Genomic DNA, 20,253 nt, shown 5'->3' with positions numbered 1-20,253 from the left:
GGCCCGGCGCGGTCCGGCTTGGGCTCAGGCGTCCAGGACGACGCCCCGGCACGAGACCGAGCAGTCCAGCGCCCACAGCGACGCGGGGACGGCGGCCAGGCGGGCGGAGCGCACCAGGCGCAGTCCCCCGGGTCCGGTCAGCTCGGCCGGCGTCGACGGGGCCGCCCCGCTGTCGTCGGGCGCTGTGCCGGGCGCCGGCGCCGGTGCCGGCGTCGGCGTGGCACCGGGCGGCGGCGTGCTGCCCGGCGTCGTCCCACCGGCCCCCGTGCCGTCAGGGGTGGTCGGCGTCGTGCTCCCTCCGGAGTCCGGCGCGACGTACTCCAGCACGGTGCCCAGCACCTGCAGCCGCCCGTCGGGGGCGAAGACGGTCACGTCGTACCGGCCGGCCACGCGGGCCGGGGTGCGGAACACCAGGTCGGTGGCCGTGCTGCTGGTCACCTCGGCCGCGCCCGTCGTCCCCACGAGCACCCGCGCGCCGAGCGGCAGGGCCAGACCGGTGATCCGGACCTGCGTCCCGCCGGTGACGGCGACCCGCACCGGGCTGATCGACGTGATCTGGAACTGCCCCTGGGCGGGGAAGGACAGGTGGCCGCCCTCGTCCGGCACCGGCGTCGTGCCCGGACCGCTCGGGGCAGGGGCGCCGCCGGAGCCGCCGGAGCCGCCGGAGCCGCCGGGAGTGCCGGTGCCCGAGCCGGTGCCCGACCCGGTGCCCGTGTCGGGCGTCCCGGCGCCGTCACCCGATCCACCGTCACCGGATCCACCGTCACCGGATCCACCGTCACCGGTGCCGCCGCCGGTGCCGGGCATGTCCGTACCCGGGCTGCCGGTGTCCCCGGAGCCGCCACCCGCCGAGCCGCCACCCGCCGAGCCGCCACCCGCCGAGCCGCCACCCGCCGAGCCGCCACCCGCCGAGCCGCCCCCGCCGCCGGTGGAGCCGCCGGTGGAACCGCCGGTCGAGCCGTCGCCGGTCGAGCCGCCGGTCGAGCCGCCGGTGGAGCCGTCACCGGTGCCGGAGCCGCCGGTGGAGCCGTCACCGGTGCCGGAGCCGCCGGTGGAGCCGCCGGTCGAGCCGCTGCCGTCGCCGGCGTCGGCGTCGGGGCCGGCCGCGGCGGCGGCACCGACGAGCAGCGGCGCCGCACGCGGGTGACCGACGGGCGCGCCGTCGCGGGTGAGCTGGACGGTCAGCACGTAGCGGCCGTCGCCGAGGGTCGTCGTCGGCGCGAGCGACAGCCCGTCCAGCGTCGTGCGCGCGCCGAGGGTGAACGTGGCCTGGCCCTCGTCGTCGGTGACGACCGTGGCGCCGTCGAGGCCGATCTCGTGGCCGGCGACGGCCCAGACGCTGCCCTGGTACTGCATCCCGAGCCCGAGGGTCACACCGAAGGTGCCCGGCGCGGTCGTGCCGCTCACCGCGATGCGCGGGGCGACCACGCCGGCCGGCGCGGAGGTGCCGCTGAAGGAGTAGTCGACCGCGCCGAGGCCCGCCTCGGTCAGGCCGGCGACCGACAGACGGCCGCCTGTGACCGATCGGCCGCGGAAGGCGGCCACCGGGTCGGCGTCCCCGAGCAGCGCCAGGCGCACCTGCTCGACGGTCGCCTGGGGGAGCGCGGCCCGGTAGAGGGCCGCCGCACCGGCGACCTGTGGTGCCGCGATGGACGTGCCGTCGACGAGCCGGTACCCGCCGTCGTTCCAGGTCGTGAAGACCCGGCTGCCGGGCGCGAACAGGTCGACCGAGGTGGCGCCGTACGCGGAGAAGGAGCTCACCATGTCGCCGGCGGTGCTCGCGCCCACGGTGACGACGTTGCCCTCCGTCAGGCTGGCCGGGTACACCGGGCTGCGGTCGCGGTCGGTGGCGTCGTTGCCCGCCGCGGCGACCACGAGGACGCCCTTGGAGCCCGCGTAGGCCACCGCGGAGCGCAGCGTCTCCAGCGCCCCGCCCGACATGGGGCCGCCCCAGGAGGCGTTGACGACGTCCGCCCCGTGGTCGGCGGCGTAGCGGATGGCCTCGGCGCCGAGGACGACGTCGACGCCGCCCCCGCTGCCGGCGACCAGCGGCATGATCGTCACGCCCGGCGCGACGCCGGCGGTGCCCCGCCCGTTGTCCGCGCGGGCGCCGACCGCCCCCGCCACGCTGGCGCCGTGGGTGCCGCCGGCGCCGTTGTCGACCGCCGGCGAGTTGGTCGTGAAGTTCCAGCCGTGGCAGTCGCCGGCCTTGCCGTTGCCGTCGGTGTCGACCGTGCCGCAGGGCTCGGCCGGGTTGGTCCACAGGGCGCCGGCGAGGTCCTCGTGGTCGCTGTCGTAACCGGTGTCGACCACCGCCACCACGACGCCGGAGCCGGTGCCGGCGTCCCAGCCGTCGGGGGCGTCGGTGTCGGCGTCGGCCACCGCGGTCTGGCCGGGGGCGTTGCTGCCGGTGTTGACCAGGTTCCAGCCGTACGCGGGGACCCAGGGGTCGTTGACGGAGCCGAAGACCTCCGCGGTGGGGGAGACCTCGACCGCCGCGACGCCGTCGACCGCGGCCAGGTCGCCCCGGCCGAGCCGGTCGGTGGCGACCAGCGCGCGGCCGTCGCTGAGCCGCTGGGCGCTGGCGACGCCGTCCAGGGCGCCCAGCGGGGGCAGCAGGCCCGCGGCGTCGCCGGACGTCGCCGTGACGACGTAGCGCGTCAGGCCGTCCCCGGGGCCGAAGCCCTCCGCCACGGGCACCGCGGGGGAGGCCAGTGCGGTGTAGGCCGCGGCGCCGGCGTACCCGGCCACCACGGCCGTCACCAGCACCCCGGCCTGGGTGCGCCTTCTCAGGGTGGACACGTGCCCCTCCTCCCGGCCCGGGCTGCCCGGGCACCGCCGGCCTCCGACGGGCCAGCAGGAGGGGAACGGCACGTGGGTGGCCGGGCCGGAGGGGTCCGGCGGGAGGAGTGACCCGGGAGGGGGAGAGCGCGCTCCCTAGACTCCGCGCCATGCTGCTGTCCGACCGCGACATCCGCGCCGCGATCGCCGAGGGGCGTCTCGGCATCGAGCCGCACGACGCGGGGCTGGTGCAGCCCTCGAGCATCGACGTCCGCCTCGACCGCTACTTCCGCGTGTTCAACAACGCCCGGTACACCCACATCGACCCCGCCCAGCAGCAGGACGACCTCACCACCGCGGTCGAGACCCAGGGCGACGAGCCGTTCGTGCTGCACCCCGGCGAGTTCGTGCTCGGCTCCACGCTCGAGGTGGTCCGGATCCCCGACGACCTCGCCGCGCGGTTGGAGGGGAAGGCGCTGGCGATCGAGACGTCGGTGCCGACGCCCACCGGCTGGACCACGATGGGCGAGCTGGCCGTGGGGGACGAGGTCTTCGACGGGAACGGCCTCCCCTGCCGCGTCGTCGCCGCGACCGAGGTGATGCTCGGGCGCCCGTGCCGTGAGGTCGAGCTCAGCGACGGTTCCGTCTTCACCGCCGATGCCGCGCACCTGTGGGTGACCACGACGAAGAACGAGCGGCGCCCCGGTCGGCCGCGGCGAGCCGCGGCACGCACCACCGACGAGGTGGCCCGCACCCTCCTGTGCGGCGACGAGCGCAACCACCGGATCGCACTGGCGGGGCCGGCCCAGTACCCGACGGCCGACCTGCCCGTCGACCCCTACGTCCTCGGCTACTGGCTCGGTGACGGCACGAGCTCCAAGGGGGAGATCACCGTCGGCCGTGGTGACGAGGAGGTGCTCGCCCACTTCGAGGCCGGCGGCTACCGGGTGTGGCCGGCGACCGCGCCGTCGGCGTACCGACTCGGCGGGACCGTCCGGGGTGACGGCCACGCGCACCGGCGCGGCCAGGGCGGCCGGTTCGGCAGCAACGGCTCGCTGAGCAGCCACCTCCGCGCCCTCGGCCTGCTGGGTGACAAGAGGGTGCCGGCCGCCTACCTGACCGCGGACGTCCACCAGCGGCTCGCGCTGCTGCAGGGCCTGATGGACTCGGACGGGTACGTCGACGACCAGGGCCGCTGCGAGTTCGTCAACGTGCGCGAGGACGTCTCCTGGGCCGTACACGAGCTCGCGGCCAGCCTCGGTCTGCGGCCGACCCGCCGCAAGAAGCGGGCGATGCTGAACGGCATCGACTGCGGCCCCGCCTTCCAGGTGGAGTTCACGCCGCGGATCCCGGTGTTCCGGCTCGCCCGCAAGCTGGCCCGGCTGAAGACCGACGGCCGCGGCCACCAGCACCGCAGTGTGCGCGCCGTCCGTCCCGTCCCCACCGTCCCGGTCCGCTGCATCCAGGTCTCGGCGCCGAGTGGCATGTTCCTCGTGGGGGACTCCTACGTCCCCACGCACAACTCCTCGTTGGGGCGGCTCGGACTGCTCACCCACTCGACGGCGGGCTTCGTCGACCCCGGCTTCTCCGGGCACATCACGCTGGAGCTGTCCAACGTGGCCAACCTGCCGATCACGCTGTGGCCGGGGATGAAGATCGGCCAGCTGTGCCTGTTCCGGCTCACCTCGGCCGCCGAGCACCCGTACGGCTCGGCGCTGTACGGCTCCCGCTACCAGGACCAGCGCGGCCCGACGCCGTCGCGGTCGTTCCGCAACTTCACCCGCGCGGAGACGCGGCGCCCCCAGGGGTGACCGCCGCCGGCGACCAGCCGGGCAGCTCGTCGTCCACGTAGCGCTCCCGGGTGGCCAGCCACCCGGTGACGGTCAGCCCCACGGTGGTCACCGCGACCAGCACGAACATCCCGGTGTAGCCGCCGGTGACGTCGCGCAGCACGCCCACCAGCAGTGGGCCGGTGGCGGCCAGCACGTAGCCCCAGCCCTGGGTGACCGTCGACAGCGCCGCCGTCGTCTCCGGCGTCCGGGCGCGCAGGCCGATCAGTGTGAGCACCATGCTGAAGGTCCCCATGCCGACGGCGAGCACCGACATCCACAGCCACGGCACCGTCCGCGGGGCCATCCACAGCCCGCTCCAGCCGACGACGTAGCAGGCCATGAACCCCAGCAGCAGCGGGCGCTGCAGCCGCTGCCGCACGGTGAGCGCCGGGGCGACGGCGTTGACCGGGATGACGACGATCGAGTTGATGCCCAGCAGCAGCCCCGCCGTCGCCGCGCTCAGGCCGGCGTCGCGCAGGTACTGCGCCGACCAGCCCATGACGACGTAGGCCTGGGTGGCCTGCAGGCCGAAGAACGCGGCGAGGACGAGCGCGGTCGGGCTGCGGCGCAGCGGCGCCATCGGGACCGCGCGGTGCTCGCCGCGGGAGGCGCCCGGCTGCCGCGGCGTCAGGAACCAGGGCAGCGCCGCCGCCAGGGCCAGCGCCGCCCAGATCCCGAGCCCCCAGCGCCAGCCGCCCGGGCCCACGGCCGCCGCGATCGGTGCGGTGGCCGTCGCGGCGACGGCGCCACCGATGGCCATCGCGGCGCTGTAGGCGCCCACGAGCAGCCCCGTCCGCTCCGGGAACCAGCGCTTGACCAGGCCGGGCAGCAGCACGTTGCCCAGGGCCCCGCCGACCATGGCCAGCGCCGTGCCGGCGAGGAAGACGGCGAAGGAGTCGACCACCGCCCGCAGCACCAGCCCGGCGGCCATGGTGAGCAGCGCGCCGGCCAGCACGTGCGCGTCGCGGAAGCGGGCGGCCAGCGGCGGGCCGGCGAACCCGATGGCGGCGAAGCAGACGACCGGCATCGTCGTCACCACGCCGGCCGCGGCGCTGGAGACGCCGAGGCCGGCCTCGAGCTCCTGGAGCACCGGGCCCACCGAGCTGACCGCCGTCCGCAGGTTGGTGGCGGTGAGCACGATGGCGACCGCCACCAGCAGCAGGCCGCGCCGCCGGTCGCCGGCGGCCGGTGCGGTGCTGGGGACGTCGGCCGTGCGGGTCACAACCCGATGGTGCGCCCCGCGTCCCGCCGGCCCGCAACCGGGTGCACTCGGCAACCACCCGGGAGACGACGGACGCCGCCGGCGAGGGGCTGCCTCGCCGACGGCGTCCGTCGGGGTGGTGCGGACCGGCCCCCTCGCAGGGGCCCGCCGCGAGCGTGCGACCGGTGGGGGGCGAGGGGGTCCTTACACGTGTCCCGTCGCGGCCGAGCCGGTGCCGGCGATGTCGTCGTCGGCGGTGCCGACCTCGGCGCCGTGCTCGGTACCCGGGGTGCCGACCGGGGCCATCGAGCGGAGCAGGATCTGGCTGACGTCGAGGACCTCCACGTGCTCGGCGGCCTCGCCGTTCTGCTTCTTCGACGTCAGGGCGTCGGAGAGCATCGTGATGCAGAACGGGCACGCGGTGGAGATGACGTCCGGGTCGAGGCCGAGGGCCTCCTCGGTGCGCTCCACGTTGATCCGCTTGCCGATCTTCTCCTCCATCCACATGCGCGCGCCGCCGGCGCCGCAGCAGAAGCCGCGGTCCTTGCAGCGGTGCATCTCCTGGGTGGACAGGCCCTTCACGGAGTCGAGGATCTCCCGCGGCGGCGTGTAGACCTTGTTGTGCCGGCCGAGGAAGCACGGGTCGTGGTAGGTGACCTTGCGGTCGACCGGGGTGACCGGGGTGAGCCGGCCCTCCGCCACCAGCTGGCTGAGCAGCTGCGTGTGGTGCACGACCTCGTACTCGCCGCCGACCTGCGGGTACTCCTTGCCCAGCGAGTTGAAGCAGTGCGGGCAGGTGGTGACGATCTTGCGGGTGCCCGGCACGCGGCCCTCGAAGACGCCGTTGAGGGTCTCGACGTTCTCCTGCGCCATCATCTGGAAGACGAACTCGTTGCCCATGCGGCGGGCCGGGTCGCCCGAGCAGGTCTCCCCCGAGCCCAGGACGGCGAACTCGACACCGGCGGTGTGCAGCAGCTCGGCGACGGCCTTGGTGACCTTCTTGGCGCGGTCGTCGATGGCGCCGGCGCAGCCGACCCAGAACAGGTACTCGACCTCGTAGGGCAGCGGGCCGTCGGCCGTGCGGACCTCGAAGTCGACCTCCTTGATCCAGTCCTCGCGGGTGCTGGGGCTGACCCCCCAGGGGTTGCCGCGGTTCTCGAGGTTGCGCAGCATGACGCCGGCCTCGGACGGGAAGTTCGACTCGATGAGGACCTGGTAGCGGCGCATGTCCTCGATGTGGTCGACGTGCTCGATGTCGACCGGGCACTGCTCGACGCAGGCGCCGCAGTTGGTGCAGCTCCACAGGACGTCGGGGTCGATGACCCCGCCCTCCTCGAGGGTGCCGACCAGCGGGCGGTGGGCCTGGGCGTCGTTGGTGCCCTCGATGCGGGCGTGGCCCGACGCCCAGACCTGCTCGTCGCTGGGCTTGAGGACGTCGTAGTCCGGTGCCATCTCCGACGCCGTCTTCTCACCGAGCAGGTACGGGGCCTTGGCGTACAGGTGGTCCCGCAGGTCCATGATCACCATCTTCGGCGACAGGGGCTTGCCGGTGTTCCACGCCGGGCACTGGCTCTGGCACCGCCCGCACTCGGTGCAGGTGGTGAAGTCGAGCATCCCCTTCCAGGTGAAGTCCTCGATCTTGCCGCGGCCGAAGACGTCGTCCTCGCCCGGGTCCTCGAAGTCGATCGGCTTGCCGTTCGAGGTCATGGGCTGCAGCGGACCGAGCGCGACGCTGCCGTCGTCGTTCCGCTTCCAGTAGATGTTGAAGAACGCGCTGAAGCGGTGCCACGCGACGCCCATGTTGAGGATCCGGCTGACCACGACCAGCCAGGCCAGCGACACGACGATCTTCACGAAGGCGACGACCGAGAGCAGGTCCGGGCTGTCCGGCAGCACGGTGGCGAGCAGGCCGGAGACCGGGTGCGACCACGCGGGGGCCTCGGTGAGGCCCGAGGAGACCTTCAGCGCACGGATCAGCAGGATGCAGAGGCCGACGGTCAGGACGACGGCCTCGACGAAGTAGCCGCGGCCCTCGTTCGAGCCGGCGAAGCGGCTGGTGCGGCCCTGGCGGCGCGGGTGGTCCTTCTGGCGCCGGTAGATCAGGTACAGGATGCCGAGGACGGTGCCGGCGCCGATGACGTCGGCGAAGAGGTTCCACAGCCCCCACTCGCCGATCAGCGGCAGGTGGAAGGCCGGGTCCCAGACCTCGCCGAAGGCCTCGACCAGGGTGAGGAACAACCCGTAGAAGCCGACGAAGACGAACCAGTGGGCGGCGCCGATGGCCGACCACTTGAGCATCCGGGTGTGGCCGAGCGACTCGACGGCCAGCGTCTTCAGGCGCGGGCCGACCGGCCCGTTGCGGGTGCCGTCGGGTTGGCCGGTGCGGATGATCCGCACCATCGCCCGGACGGCGCGGTAGGCGAGGACGACCGCCACGATGAGGAACAGCGCGCTGATCGTGCCCAGCACGATCTGCAGGGGGCCCGTCATGATTCCCTCTCCCCACGCCTCGCGGCGTCGGTTGTCTCCCGTCCGCCCGGACGGCGCGAGAGGGGTCTCGCCGCCGTCCCCACCGGCCCGCGGACCGGCGGCGGATCGCGCGCGGGCGGCTGTGCCCACGCAGCCCGCACGATAGCTGGCCGCGGCACAGGTTACTCGCTGGTAACCCTGGGCGCCGCGCCCCGAGCTGGAGCCGCCCGACGGTGCTCGGCGTCCAGCCCGCACGGGCCCGACCGGGGCCTCCGCCCAGTGCGCCGACCGGCCCGGGAGGCCGCGTCCGGCCGGGGGGCGCGGTCGGGAGGCGCGGTCCCCGTGTGGGCGACGTCACGGAGGAGGGGGCCGGCGGGCCGGGGAACACCACCGCCGGGTGTGCCGTTAGGGTGGGCAGGAAAGTTGAGCGGACCCGACGCAAGGCCGAGGAGTCCCGCGGCGGCGTCCGCCGACGACCTGAGGACCAGCACAGCACACCCGCACGCACACGGAAGAGAGGCCAGCTCCATGGCTCGAGCGGTCGGTATCGACCTCGGCACCACCAACTCCGTCGTCACCGTCCTCGAGGGCGGCGAGCCGACGGTCATCGCCAACTCCGAGGGCTCGCGCACCACGCCCTCGGTCGTCGCCTTCGCCAAGAACGGCGAGGTCCTGGTCGGCCAGTCGGCCAAGAACCAGGCCGTCACCAACGTCGACCGCACCATCCGCTCGGTCAAGCGCCACATGGGCACCGACTGGCGGACCGGCGAGATCGACGGCAAGCGCTACACCCCGCAGGAGATCAGCGCCCGCATCCTGCAGAAGCTCAAGCGGGACGCCGAGACCTACCTGGGCGAGCCGGTGACCGACGCCGTCATCACCGTCCCGGCCTACTTCGAGGACGCGCAGCGCCAGGCCACCAAGGAGGCCGGTGAGATCGCGGGCCTCAACGTCCTGCGGATCGTCAACGAGCCCACCGCCGCCGCGCTGGCCTACGGGCTCGACAAGGGCGAGACCGAGCAGACGATCCTCGTCTTCGACCTCGGTGGCGGCACCTTCGACGTCTCCCTGCTGGAGATCGGCGAGGGTGTCATCGAGGTGAAGGCCACCGCCGGTGACAACCACCTCGGCGGCGACGACTGGGACCAGAAGGTCGTCGACCACCTGGTCCGGACGTTCAACGTCTCCCACGGCATCGACCTGTCCAAGGACAAGCTGGCCATGCAGCGGCTCCGCGAGGCCGCCGAGAAGGCCAAGATCGAGCTGTCGGGCGCGCAGTCGACCAACGTCAACCTGCCCTACATCACCGCCGGTGCCGAGGGCCCGCTGCACCTCGACGTCACCATCACCCGCGCCGAGTTCCAGCGGATGACCCAGGACCTGCTCGAGCGCACCCGCGCACCGTTCAACCAGGTCGTCCGGGACGCCGGCATCTCCGTCGGCCAGATCGACCACGTCGTCCTCGTCGGTGGCTCCACCCGCATGCCGGCCGTCACCGACCTGGTCCGCGAGCTGACCGGCGGCAAGGAGCCCAACAAGGGCGTCAACCCCGACGAGGTCGTCGCCATCGGTGCCGCCCTGCAGGCCGGCGTCCTCCGCGGTGAGGTCAAGGACGTCCTGCTGCTCGACGTCACCCCGCTCTCCCTGGGCATCGAGACCAAGGGCGGGATCATGACCAAGCTCATCGAGCGCAACACCACGATCCCGACCAAGCGCTCGGAGATCTTCACGACGGCCGACGACAACCAGCCGTCCGTGCAGATCCAGGTCTTCCAGGGCGAGCGCGAGATGGCCGCCTACAACAAGAAGCTCGGCATGTTCGAGCTGACCGGCCTGCCCCCGGCGCCGCGCGGTGTCCCGCAGATCGAGGTCGCCTTCGACATCGACGCCAACGGCATCGTGCACGTCACCGCCAAGGACCTCGGCACGGGCAAGGAGCAGTCGATGACGATCACCGGCGGCTCGGCCCTCCCGAAGGACGACATCGAGCGGATGATGAAGGACGCCGAGGCGCACGCCGAGGAGGACAAGCGCCGCCGCGAGGAGGCCGAGACCCGCAACCTGGCCGAGTCGCTGCAGTACCAGACCGAGAAGTTCCTGGCGGAGAACGGCGACAAGATCCCGGCCGACAAGAAGGAGGAGCTCGGGGAGGCCCTGACCGAGCTGCGCTCGGCCCTCGGTGGCTCCGACATCGCCGCGATCAAGTCGGCGCAGGAGAAGGTCGCCCGCGTCTCGCAGGAGGTCGGCGGGGCGCTCTACGCCCAGCAGGCCGAGGCCGGCGCCCCGACCGGCGACGGCGGCCCGACCGGCGCGGCCGGCGCGCCCGGCGGTGCGACCTCGGCCCCGTCCGGTGACGAGGACGTCGTCGACGCCGAGATCGTCGACGAGGACAGCGACCGCCGATGAGCCAGGGGGACGAGCAGCCGCGGGTCGTGATCCGTGACAGGCGGCGGATCGACCCCGTCAGCGGCGCGGTGCGGGCGCCGGCCGGCGAGCAGCCGGCCGGCGCCCCGCCGGCCCCGTCCACAGCCGACCCATCGCCAGGGGAGCAGATGAGCGAGAACGAGACCGTCGCCGGCCCGGAGGTCCTCCCGCCGGCCCCGCCGGTCGCAGCGGGTGACGACGACGTGTCGCGCCAGCTGGCCGAGCGCACCGAGGACCTGCAGCGGGTCACCGCCGAGTACGCGAACTACCGGCGGCGGGTCGACCGTGACCGCACCCTCGTCGTCGACCAGGCCGCCGAGCGGTTCGCCGCCCAGCTGTTCCCGATCGTCGACGACATCGAGCGGGCCCGGGACCACGGCGACCTCACCGGCGCCTTCAAGGTCGTGGCCGACCGCGTCCTCGGCCTGCTCGACGGCCTCGGCGTCGAGGCCTTCGGCGTCGCCGGGGACCCGTTCGACCCCGCGCTGCACGAGGCCGTCCTGCACGACACGTCCGAGGAGGTGAGCCTGCCGACCGCGACGACGGTCCTGCGGCAGGGTTTCCGCCGCGGCGACCGCGTGCTGCGGACGGCGATGGTCGCCGTCAGCGAGCCTGCCGCCGGCCCGGCGGCCGACGGCGCGGCCCCCGTCCAGGACGCGACCGGCAGCGGTGCGCCGGGGGAGACCCCGGCCGCCGGCTGACCGGTCGCGCCAGGCACACGGACGCAGAGAGAGGAGGCGCCCGATGAGCACTCGGGACTTCATCGAGAAGGACTACTACGCCGCACTGGGCGTCTCCCAGGACGCCGACGCCGCGGCCATCAAGCGGGCCTACCGGCAGCTGGCCCGCGACCTGCACCCGGACAAGAACCCGGGCAACGCCGACGCCGAGGCCCGCTTCAAGGAGGTCTCCGAGGCCTACGACGTGCTCTCCGACCCCAAGCGGCGCGGGGAGTACGACGAGGCCCGGCGGCTGTTCGGCAGCGGCGGCGCCGGCGCGCGGGCCGGCTTCCCCGGTGGCTTCCCGGGCGCCGGCGGCGGGGGGCAGCCCTTCGACCTCGGCGACCTCTTCGGCGCCGCGGGCGGTGCCGGCCGGGCCGGCGCCGGCGGTCTGGGCGACCTGTTCGGCAACCTCTTCGGCGGCGGGGCGGGCAGCGCCGCGCCCGGCTCGGCCCGGGCGCGGCAGCAGGCCGCGTCCGGCCCGGCCCGCGGCCAGGACGTCGAGACCGAGGCGACGCTCTCCTTCGAGGAGGCCGTCCTCGGCGTGACGGTTCCGCTGCGCATGCAGAGCCCGGGCACCTGCCCGACCTGCGCCGGCAGCGGCGCCCGTCCCGGCACCGCGCCGCACACCTGCGAGGTGTGCGGCGGCGCCGGTGTCACCAGCCGCAGCCAGGGCGCGTTCGCCTTCTCCGAGCCGTGCCGCAACTGCCGCGGCAGCGGCCAGGTGGTCGACGACCCGTGCCCCACCTGCGCCGGCAACGGCGTCACCACCCAGATGCGCACGATCACCGTGCGGATCCCGGCCGGCGTCAAGGACGGCCAGCGCATCCGGCTGGCCGGCAAGGGTGCGCCGGGACGGCGGGGCGGCCCGGCCGGTGACCTGTTCGTCGTCGTGCACGTCAGCGACCACGACCTGTTCGGCCGCCGCGGCGACGACCTCACGCTGACCGTGCCGATCACCTTCCCCGAGGCCGTCCTGGGGACGACCCTGACCGTCCCCACGCTCGACACGAACGTGACGCTCAAGGTGCCCGCCGGCACCTCCAGCGGGCGCACGTTCCGGGTCCGCGGCCGGGGGGTCCCGGGCCGCGGCCGCTCCGGCGACCTGCTGGTCACCGTCGAGGTCGCCGTGCCGCAGCGGCTCTCCGCCGAGGCGGAGCGGGCGGTGAAGACACTCGACGCCGAGCTCGGCGACCCGCGGCCGCAGATCACCGCGGCCGTGGAGAAGGGCAGTACGCGGTGAGCGTGCCGGGCACCGACGGCCGGGAGCGCCGGGACGCCACCCGCGCCGTCGCCGACGACGCCCCGGTCTTCGTCATCTCGGTGGCCGCGGAGCTGGCCGGCATGCACGCCCAGACGCTGCGTCAGTACGACCGGCTGGGCCTGGTGACCCCCGGGCGCACCCCCGGCGGCGGGCGGCGCTACAGCCCGCGCGACGTCGCGCTGCTCCGGGAGGTGCAGCGACTCTCCCAGGAGGACGGCGTCAACCTGGCCGGCATCAAGCGGATCATCGACCTGGAGTCGCGGGTCGAGGCCCTGCAGCAGCGCGTGCACGAGCTCCTCGGCGAGCTCGAGGACTCCGAGCACCGCCGGATGGCGGCCGAGTCGGCGCTGCGCAGCGGCTTCGGCTCCCCGCTGCGCCGGGCCGACCTCGTGCCGATGCGCCAGGCCAGCTCCGCGCTGGTCGTGTGGCGCCCCCGGGACGACCGGTGAGCGCCGTGACCGACCCGCAGCAGCCCGCGCCGCCCGGTCCCGCCGACCCGCACGAGTCCTTCGTGCGGCTGGAGCGCGAGATCGGCCTGCTGCTGCGCCGCTCCCGGGCGATCTCGGCCCGGCTGGCCCGCGAGCTGCACCCCGACCTCGACGGCGCCGCCTACGGGCTGCTGGCCCTGCTGCAGGACGCCGGCCCGCTGCGCGCCAGCGACCTGGTCACCCGCCTCGGGCTGGACAAGAGCACGGTCAGCCGCCAGGTGGCCTCGCTGGTCGACCTCGGCATGGTGACGCGGGCGCCCGACCCCGCCGACGGGCGGGCGCAGGTGCTCACCACGTCGGCGGAGGGCGCCGCGCGGCTGGCCCGCATCCGCGAGGCGCGCCGCGCCCGCTGGGAGGCCGACCTCTCGGGCTGGCCGGCCGACGACGTCGCCACGCTCGGCGAGCTGCTGGCGCGCCTCAACCGGCTGGGCGAGGCCCGCGAGGCCGAGACCACCGGCCGCTGACGGACCCCTGCCCCCACCACTCGCCAGCCCCCGGCGGGACCCTCCAGGGGGCCGCACACACGTGCCGGCGCCCCCGCACCGGAGCGGTGCGGGGGCGCCGTCGTGCGTGCGGTCAGCGGGTCATCCCCCGGGGACCATCCAGCTGAGCACCGGGGAGGCCTGCAGCACCACGATCAGGCACATCAGCAGCAGGAGCAGCATGCTCCAGCCGAAGACCTTCCGGAACAGCTCACCCTCCCGGCCGGCCATCCCGACCGCCGCGGCGGCGATGGCCAGGTTCTGCGGGCTGACCATCTTGCCCATGACGCCGCCGGAGGAGTTCGCCGCGGCGAGCAGCACCGGGTCGAGGCCGGCGTTGACCGCCGCCTGCACCTGCAGCGCGCCGAACAGCGCGTTGGCGGAGGTGTCCGAGCCGGTCACCGCGACACCGATCCAGCCCAGGATGGGCGAGAGGAAGGCGAAGAAGCCCCCGGTCTCGGCCAGCAGCCGGCCGAGGTGGCTCGTCATGCCCGACTGGTTGAGCACGTAGGCCAGCGCGAGCACCGCCATCACGGTGAGGATGGCCCACTTCAGCTCGCGGTAGGTGTCGACGTAGGCCTTCAGCGCCCGCCCGGGGGAGATCCGCAGGACGAGCATCGTGAGCAGGCCCGCGAAGATCATCAGGGTGCCCGCGGCGGGCAGCCAGTTGAAGGTGAACGTCGTCGAGGCCAGCTCGGTGTCGGAGCCCGCGGCGAACACGTTCAGCCCCGGCCAGGCGAAGGTCGTCGTCCACGGTGCCTCGGCCAGTGCCGACTTCACCGGGCCGAGGTTGGCCAGGGCGAAGATCACGATGATGATCCCGTACGGGGCGTAGGCCTTGACGACCTCCGCGGTGGTGTCGGGCACCACCGGAGCGCCCCCGGCACCGGTGGCGGGGGCGTGCGGGTCCCGCGCCGCCTGGCGTCCCGGGGCGTCGCCGAGCTCCTCGCCGGCGGTGGCACCGACCCCGGCCCGGTCACGACCGCCGGACCCGGCGGCCACGCTGCCGGCCCCACCTGCGGTGCCGCCACCGGCGCCGGCCAGGGAGGCCGCGGTGACCGGCTCGTAGGTGGCCTTGCGCATGCGCACCACGGCGACGACAGCGGCCGCGGCCACGAGCGCGGCGATGATGTCGGTCAGCGGCACCGAGATGTAGTTGGCGGCGACGAACTGCGCGACGCCGAACGAGACGCCGGCGACCAGGGCCTCCAGCCAGGTGTCCTTCAGCCCGCGCTTGCCGTCGACGACGAGCACCAGCACCAGCGGCACGAACGCGGCCAGGATCGGCGTCTGCCGCCCGGCCATCGCACCGAGCGTGTCGACGGTGAGCCGCGCGTCGTCGCTGACGCCGGAGGTCACCGTGGCCAGCGTCACGATCGGCGTGGCCAGCGCGCCGAACGCGACCGGCGCGGTGTTGGCGATCAGCGCCACCGCGGCGGCCTTCATCGGCTGGAAGCCCAGCGCCATGAGCATGACCACGCTGATGGCGACCGGCGTCCCGAAGCCGGCCAGCGCCTCGAGGAGGGCGCCGAAGCAGAAGGCGATGATGATCGCCTGGATCCGCTGGTCGGGGCTGACCTTCTCGAACGAGCGCCGCAGCACGTCGAAGTGCCCGGTGGCGACGGTGAGGTTGTAGACCCAGATCGCGTTGATGACGATCCAGAGGATCGGGAAGAAGCCGAACGCCGCGCCCTCGGACGCCGACAGGAGCGACTGCCCCACCGGCATCCGGAACGCCACGATGGCCAGGACGACCGCGACGGCCAGCGAGATGAGCCCCGCCAGCCAGGCCTTGACCTTCAGCGCGCCGAGGAGCACGAACAGGGTGAGCAGCGGGATCGCTGCCACCAGGGCGCTCAGTGCGAGTGACCCACCTACGGGGTCGACGACCTGCTCGAACAACGGGGCTCCTTCCCTCGGCGGAGAGGGCACGGGACGGGCGTGGGGGACGTACGGCGGTGCGGGCGGTACGGGGTCGGGCGGGTGGTGCGGTACGGGGTCGGCCGAGCGGTCACCGGTCCGCGGTGGAGGCCCTGGCCAGGGCGGTGCCGGGGCCGTTGAGCGCCCGCTCGATCAGGTCCTCGACGGGGACGCCCCGGATCGAGGCGTCCAGCACCTGGACGGTGTGCGCGACCGGCATCCGCTTGCCCATCCGGGCCAGCGTCGTCGCCACCTGCATCCAGCAGCCGGGGTTGGCGGTCACCATCAGGTCCGCCCCGGTGGCGAGGACGGCCGCTGCCTTGCGCTCCCCGAGCTCCCGTGCCGGCTCCGGCTGCAGCATGTTGTAGGTGCCGGCGCTGCCGCAGCACAGCTCGGCCTCGGTGAGCTGCCTGAGCTCCACGCCGGGGATGCCGCGCAGCAGCCGTCGCGGCTCCTCGCGGATGCCCTGCGCGTGGGCCAGGTGGCAGGCGTCCTGGTAGGCGACGGTCATGGGCAGCGGGTGCCGCTCGGCGACCGGCCCGATCTCGTCGATGAACTCGGTGACGTCCCGGGACCTCCGGGCCAGCGCCTCGGCGCGCTCCGCCCACTCCGGCTCGTCGCGCAGCTGGTGGCCGTACTCCTTGATGTTCGAGCCGCAGCCGGCCGCGTTCACGACGACGTAGTCGACCCCGGCCTGCTCGAAGGTCTCGATCGTCCGCTTGGCGAAGCCGAGGGCCTGCTCCTCCCGGCCGCCGTGGCCGGGCAGGGCCCCGCAGCAGCCCTGGCGCCTGGGCAGGATGACGTCACAGCCCTCGGCGGCCAGCACCCGCGCGGTCGCGGCGTTCACGTCGGGGAAGAACGTCCCCTGCACGCAGCCGGCGAGCAGCCCGACGACCGCGCGCCGCTGACCGACGGCCGGCGTCCGCTCGGGGACGCGCTCGACCGGGCCGAGCTTGGGCGCGAGCGACTCCATGGCCTGCAGGGGTGCCGGCAGCTTCCGCATGAGCCCCGTGCGGGTCAGCAGGCTGCCCAGCCGGCTGGCCTGGTAGGCCCGCAGCGGCCCGCGCAGCGCACGCAGTCGCCGCGGGTAGGGGAACAGGTTGTAGATGAGGTCGCGGTAGAGCTTCTCCGACCGCGGCCGCCGGTACCGCCGCTCGACCTGCGGGCGGGTGGCCTCGATGAGCTTGTCGTACTGCACGCCGGACGGGCAGGCCGTCACGCAGGCCATGCAGCCGAGGCACTGGTCGAAGTGGCGCACCATCGAGTCGTCGAGCGGCTCGCCCTCCAGTGCCTCCTTCATGAGGTAGATGCGCCCGCGGGGGCTGTCCATCTCCTCGCCCCAGAGCACGTACGTGGGGCAGGTCGGCAGGCAGAACCCGCAGTGCACGCAGTCACCGATGAGCGCGGCGTCCGGCGGGTGGTGGTCGTCGAAGGCCGGCTGCACGGCCTGCCGCGTCTCCGGCAGGCCGAGCAGGGTCGAGGTGCCCACGGTGGCGGCCCCGGTGCCGGCCGGCAGGTCGATGTCCTGGCCGATGTCGAGCGGGCGGCGCGCCCCGACGACCGCCGAGGGGGCCTCGTCGGCCGCCCGGGCGGCCCCGGTGGGCGATCCGGGCGGCAGGTCGGCGGCCGAGTCGCGCACCGGGCCGACGTTCGGGGAGGCGCCGGGGGACCCGGGCGGGGGCGAGTCGCCCCGGTCGTGACTGCCCGGCGTGATCTCCGTCATCTACAACCCTCCGACGAACCGGCCCGGCGACATCCGTCGCTCGGGGTCGAACCTCTCCTTGACCCGCCGCATCAGGTCCAGCGCGTCCCCCACCGGGCCCCAGTGGTCCAGGCGGTCCACGAGACCCTCCGGCGCACGCAGCACGATCGCGGTCCCGTCGTGCTCGGCGACGGCCGCCCGCAGCCGGGGCAGCACGTCGACCGCCTCGCCGGCCGGCACGGCCGCGTAGGACACCCCCGTGGCGGCGTGCGCGGCCACCGCCGTCCCGGCGGGGAGCGCGCGCAGCACCGGCGAGAGCGCCGCCGGCACGTGGGCCAGCCGCAGCAGCACGTCGTCCGCACCGCCGGGCCGCCGGCCGAGGTCGGCGGGCAGCTCCTCGGACTCCTCACCGCCGCCCAGCAGCGCCACGGTGGCGCGCGCCTGGTCGGTCACCGACTCGGCGATCGACTCGAACAGCACGACGAGCCGCCCGGGACCGCCGGCCGTGCCGATCAGCTCCACGGCCGACGGGGTGAGCGTCGAGCGGGCCAGCGCGACCGACAGCGGCCCCGCGGCCGCGACGTCCGGCAGCTCGAGGGTGACCAGCCGGCGCGCGGGCGGGACCGGGTGCAGCCGCCAGGTCGTGGAGACGACGACGCCCAGCGTGCCGTGGGCCCCGGTGTAGAGCTTGCCGAGGTCGTAGCCGGCGACGTTCTTGACGACCTTGCCGCCGGCGTGGGCGACGGTGCCGTCGGCGAGGACGACGGTGGTGCCGATGAGCAGGTCACGGGTGGTGCCGTAGTGCAGGCGGCGGGGCCCGGAGGCGTTCGCGCTCACCACGCCGCCCAGCGTGGCGCCGTCCTCGGGCGGGTCGAGGCCGAGCAGCTGGCCCGCCTGGCCGAGCTGCGCCTGCAGGTCGGCCAGCCGGACCCCGGCCTCGGCCACGACGGTGAGGTCACCGGCCACGTGCTCGACGACGCGGTCGAGGCCGGTGACGTCGAGGAGCAGGTCGCAGGAGCTCGGCGGTGCCGCCCAGGTCAGCTTGCTGCGCCCGCCGACCGGCACGACGGTGAGCCCGTCGGCCGCCGCGGCCCGCAGGACGTCGGCGACCTCCTCGACGGTCCCGGGCCGGACGACCTCGCGCGGCGCCACCCCGCCGACGGCGTCGTCGGGGCCACCGGCCCGGCGGGTGACGGTCGGTGCGGTCATCAGAAGACCTCGCCGAGGCCCGCCGCCTGCACCGGGTGCTCGCCCTTGTGGACGCCCGGCCGCTCCCCGCACAGCCGCGGGGTCGGGAAGACCTTGCCCGGGTTGGCGATGCCGTCGGGGTCGAAGGCGCACCGGACCAGCTGCATGGTGTCGAGGTCCTCGGCGGTGAACTGCTTGCCCATCTTCATGCGCTTCTCCTGGCCGACCCCGTGCTCGCCGGTGATGGAGCCACCCGAGGTGATGCAGAGTTCCAGGATGGCTCCGGCCAGCTCCTCGGCCTCGTGGGCCTGGCCCTCCACCGCGTCGTCGAAGAGCACCAGCGGGTGCAGGTTGCCGTCGCCGGCGTGGAACACGTTCGCCACCCGCAGCCCCCTCTCGTCGGCCATCCGGTCGATCTCGGCCAGCACCTCGGGGAGCTTGGTGCGGGGGATGACGCCGTCCTGCACGAAGTAGGAGGGGCTGATCCGGCCGACCGCCGCGAACGCCGACTTGCGCCCCTTCCACATCAGCGCCCGCTCCGCGGCGTCGGCCGCGATGCGGGTCTCGAAGGCGTTGCGCCGCCGCGCGATCTCCTCGACCTGCCGGAACTGGGCCTCGACCTCGACCTCGGGGCCGTCGAGCTCGATGACCAGCACCGCCACCGCGCCCTCGGGATAGCCGCAGCTCACCGCGGCCTCGGCGGCCTCGATGGCCAGGGCGTCCATCATCTCGACGGCGGCGGGCACGATCCCGGCCGCGATGATGTCGCTGACCGTGCCGGCGGCGTCCTCGACCGACCGGTAGCCCACGAGCATGGTCTGCACGGCCTCCGGCACCCGGATCAGCCGCAGGGTCAGCTCGGTGGCGACGCCGAGCGTCCCCTCGCTGCCGATGAACGCGCCCAGCAGGTCGTAGCCCGGGTGCTCGGGGGCGCGCCCGCCGAGGTGCACGACCTCGCCGTCGGGCAGCACCACCTCGGCGCCCAGGACGTGGTTGACCGTGAAGCCGTACTTCAGGCAGTGCGCGCCCCCCGCGTTCTCGGCCACGTTGCCGCCGATCGAGCAGACCAGCTGGGACGACGGGTCGGGCGCGTAGGCCAGGTCGAACGGCGTCGCGTCGCGGGTGACCCACAGGTTGATGACGCCGGGCTCCACGGTCACCTGGCGGTTGTCGGCGTCGACCGCTCCGATCGAGCGCAGCCGGGACGTCACGAGCAGGACGCCGTCCGCACGGGGGAGCGCGCCACCGGAGAGCCCGGTCCCGGAACCGCGGGCCACGAACGGCACGCCGGCCTCGGAGCAGAGCCGGACCGTGTCGACGACGTGCTGCCGGTTCTCGGCCAGCACCACGATCGCCGGGGTGACCTTGAAGTTGGCCAGCCCGTCGCACTCGTAGGTGCGCACCTGGGTGCGGTCGGTGAGCACCCGCTCCGTGCCCACCGCGGCCCGCAGTCGTTCGGCCAGGGCGGCGGTGCGCTGGGAGGTGTCCGGTTCGGCGATGGCGGTCATGGCGTCCTCGTGGCGTGCGCTCGTGGGCGGGCAGGGGCAGGAGGTCCGAGGACCCGTCGGCCGGCGCCACCTCGGTGGACAGCGCGCGGGCGTCGTCCCGGCGGCCGGAGGCGGAGGCGTCGCCGCGGGACTCCGCGAGCGCCGACCGGCTCGAGCGCCCCCGGCGTCAGGACCTCCTCGTACCGGTCGCCCGTCGGGCCGGTGACCTCGAGGCCTGCTCCGTCCGCGCTGCTGCTCACGGTTCTCCCTGTCGGTGTGGGTCCTCGTGGTCGGTC

The 20,253-nt window shown here is 74.6% G+C and carries 13 protein-coding genes; 6 read left to right on the top strand and 7 right to left on the bottom strand.

The window, feature by feature from the left end:
- Positions 1–24 precede the first annotated feature (24 nt).
- The gene (locus tag JOD57_RS10600) at positions 25–2,802 is read right to left on the bottom strand and encodes a S8 family serine peptidase (RefSeq protein WP_204691993.1); all 2,778 of its coding nucleotides are present in this window, start codon (positions 2,800–2,802) and stop codon (positions 25–27) included.
- 149 nt (positions 2,803–2,951) lie between these two features.
- On the opposite strand from JOD57_RS10600, the gene dcd reads away from it, so the two are divergent.
- Complete coding sequence (gene dcd, locus JOD57_RS27420; RefSeq protein WP_239568373.1) at positions 2,952–4,592, top strand: dCTP deaminase; 1,641 nt, start codon at positions 2,952–2,954, stop codon at positions 4,590–4,592.
- Here the strand turns inward: dcd and JOD57_RS10585 are convergent.
- Positions 4,558–5,835 carry an MFS transporter gene (locus JOD57_RS10585; RefSeq protein ID WP_204691992.1) on the bottom strand — a complete coding sequence of 426 codons (1,278 nt, stop codon included), beginning with the start codon at positions 5,833–5,835 and terminating at the stop codon, positions 4,558–4,560. The two genes, dcd and JOD57_RS10585, sit on opposite strands and share 35 nt — an antisense overlap.
- Before the next feature lie 183 nt (positions 5,836–6,018).
- Positions 6,019–8,304, bottom strand: a complete 2,286-nt coding sequence (locus JOD57_RS10580; protein WP_204691991.1) for a (Fe-S)-binding protein — start codon at positions 8,302–8,304, stop codon at positions 6,019–6,021.
- Between the two features lie 507 nt (positions 8,305–8,811).
- Between JOD57_RS10580 and dnaK the strand changes: the two genes are divergently transcribed.
- From dnaK to JOD57_RS10555, 5 genes are all read left to right on the top strand, one after another.
- Complete coding sequence (gene dnaK, locus JOD57_RS10575) at positions 8,812–10,689, top strand: molecular chaperone DnaK (protein ID WP_204691990.1); 1,878 nt, start codon at positions 8,812–8,814, stop codon at positions 10,687–10,689.
- Between the two features lie 146 nt (positions 10,690–10,835).
- Positions 10,836–11,408 (top strand): nucleotide exchange factor GrpE, encoded by a 573-nt coding sequence (gene grpE, locus JOD57_RS10570; protein WP_239568370.1) that lies wholly within the window; start codon positions 10,836–10,838, stop codon positions 11,406–11,408.
- A gap of 43 nt (positions 11,409–11,451) precedes the next feature.
- Positions 11,452–12,669: a molecular chaperone DnaJ gene (gene dnaJ, locus JOD57_RS10565; RefSeq protein ID WP_204691988.1), complete on the top strand. Its 1,218-nt coding sequence runs from the start codon at positions 11,452–11,454 to the stop codon at positions 12,667–12,669.
- Entirely contained in the window at positions 12,666–13,139 is a 474-nt protein-coding gene (locus tag JOD57_RS10560; protein ID WP_204691987.1) for a heat shock protein transcriptional repressor HspR, read from the top strand. The genes dnaJ and JOD57_RS10560 overlap by 4 nt, the downstream gene beginning before the upstream one ends.
- Positions 13,136–13,642, top strand: a complete 507-nt coding sequence (locus JOD57_RS10555) for a MarR family winged helix-turn-helix transcriptional regulator (RefSeq protein WP_307824603.1) — start codon at positions 13,136–13,138, stop codon at positions 13,640–13,642. Before JOD57_RS10560 ends, JOD57_RS10555 begins: the two co-directional genes overlap by 4 nt.
- A gap of 120 nt (positions 13,643–13,762) precedes the next feature.
- On the opposite strand, the gene JOD57_RS10550 is transcribed toward JOD57_RS10555, so the two are convergent.
- The 4 genes from JOD57_RS10550 to JOD57_RS10535 form a co-directional block, all read right to left on the bottom strand.
- On the bottom strand, positions 13,763–15,562 hold the full coding sequence (locus JOD57_RS10550; RefSeq protein WP_204691986.1) for an L-lactate permease: 1,800 nt from the start codon (positions 15,560–15,562) through the stop codon (positions 13,763–13,765).
- Positions 15,563–15,671: 109 nt separating this feature from the next.
- Positions 15,672–17,303, bottom strand: coding sequence for a glycolate oxidase subunit GlcF (gene glcF, locus JOD57_RS10545; protein WP_204691985.1), 1,632 nt, complete (start codon positions 17,301–17,303; stop codon positions 15,672–15,674).
- The gene (locus tag JOD57_RS10540) at positions 17,304–18,491 is read right to left on the bottom strand and encodes an FAD-binding oxidoreductase (protein ID WP_204691984.1); all 1,188 of its coding nucleotides are present in this window, start codon (positions 18,489–18,491) and stop codon (positions 17,304–17,306) included.
- Positions 18,491–19,978, bottom strand: coding sequence for an FAD-linked oxidase C-terminal domain-containing protein (locus JOD57_RS10535; RefSeq protein ID WP_204691983.1), 1,488 nt, complete (start codon positions 19,976–19,978; stop codon positions 18,491–18,493). The genes JOD57_RS10540 and JOD57_RS10535 overlap by 1 nt, the downstream gene beginning before the upstream one ends.
- Positions 19,979–20,253 lie beyond the last annotated feature (275 nt).

This window comes from Geodermatophilus bullaregiensis, assembly GCF_016907675.1.
In the GTDB taxonomy this organism is placed as follows: Bacteria; Actinomycetota; Actinomycetes; order Mycobacteriales; family Geodermatophilaceae; genus Geodermatophilus; species Geodermatophilus bullaregiensis.
Note: the sequence above shows the minus strand (reverse complement) of the source record. Positions and strands in the feature narration are given on the sequence as shown.

Coding starts and splice junctions, on each gene's coding strand:
- JOD57_RS10540 (WP_204691984.1), bottom strand. CDS start 18,491: ATGACCGCACCGACCGTCACCCGCCGGGCCGGTGGCCCCGACGACGCC.
- glcF (WP_204691985.1), bottom strand. CDS start 17,303: ATGACGGAGATCACGCCGGGCAGTCACGACCGGGGCGACTCGCCCCCG.
- dnaJ (WP_204691988.1), top strand. CDS start 11,452: ATGAGCACTCGGGACTTCATCGAGAAGGACTACTACGCCGCACTGGGC.
- dcd (WP_239568373.1), top strand. CDS start 2,952: ATGCTGCTGTCCGACCGCGACATCCGCGCCGCGATCGCCGAGGGGCGT.
- dnaK (WP_204691990.1), top strand. CDS start 8,812: ATGGCTCGAGCGGTCGGTATCGACCTCGGCACCACCAACTCCGTCGTC.
- grpE (WP_239568370.1), top strand. CDS start 10,836: ATGAGCGAGAACGAGACCGTCGCCGGCCCGGAGGTCCTCCCGCCGGCC.
- JOD57_RS10535 (WP_204691983.1), bottom strand. CDS start 19,978: ATGACCGCCATCGCCGAACCGGACACCTCCCAGCGCACCGCCGCCCTG.
- JOD57_RS10580 (WP_204691991.1), bottom strand. CDS start 8,304: ATGACGGGCCCCCTGCAGATCGTGCTGGGCACGATCAGCGCGCTGTTC.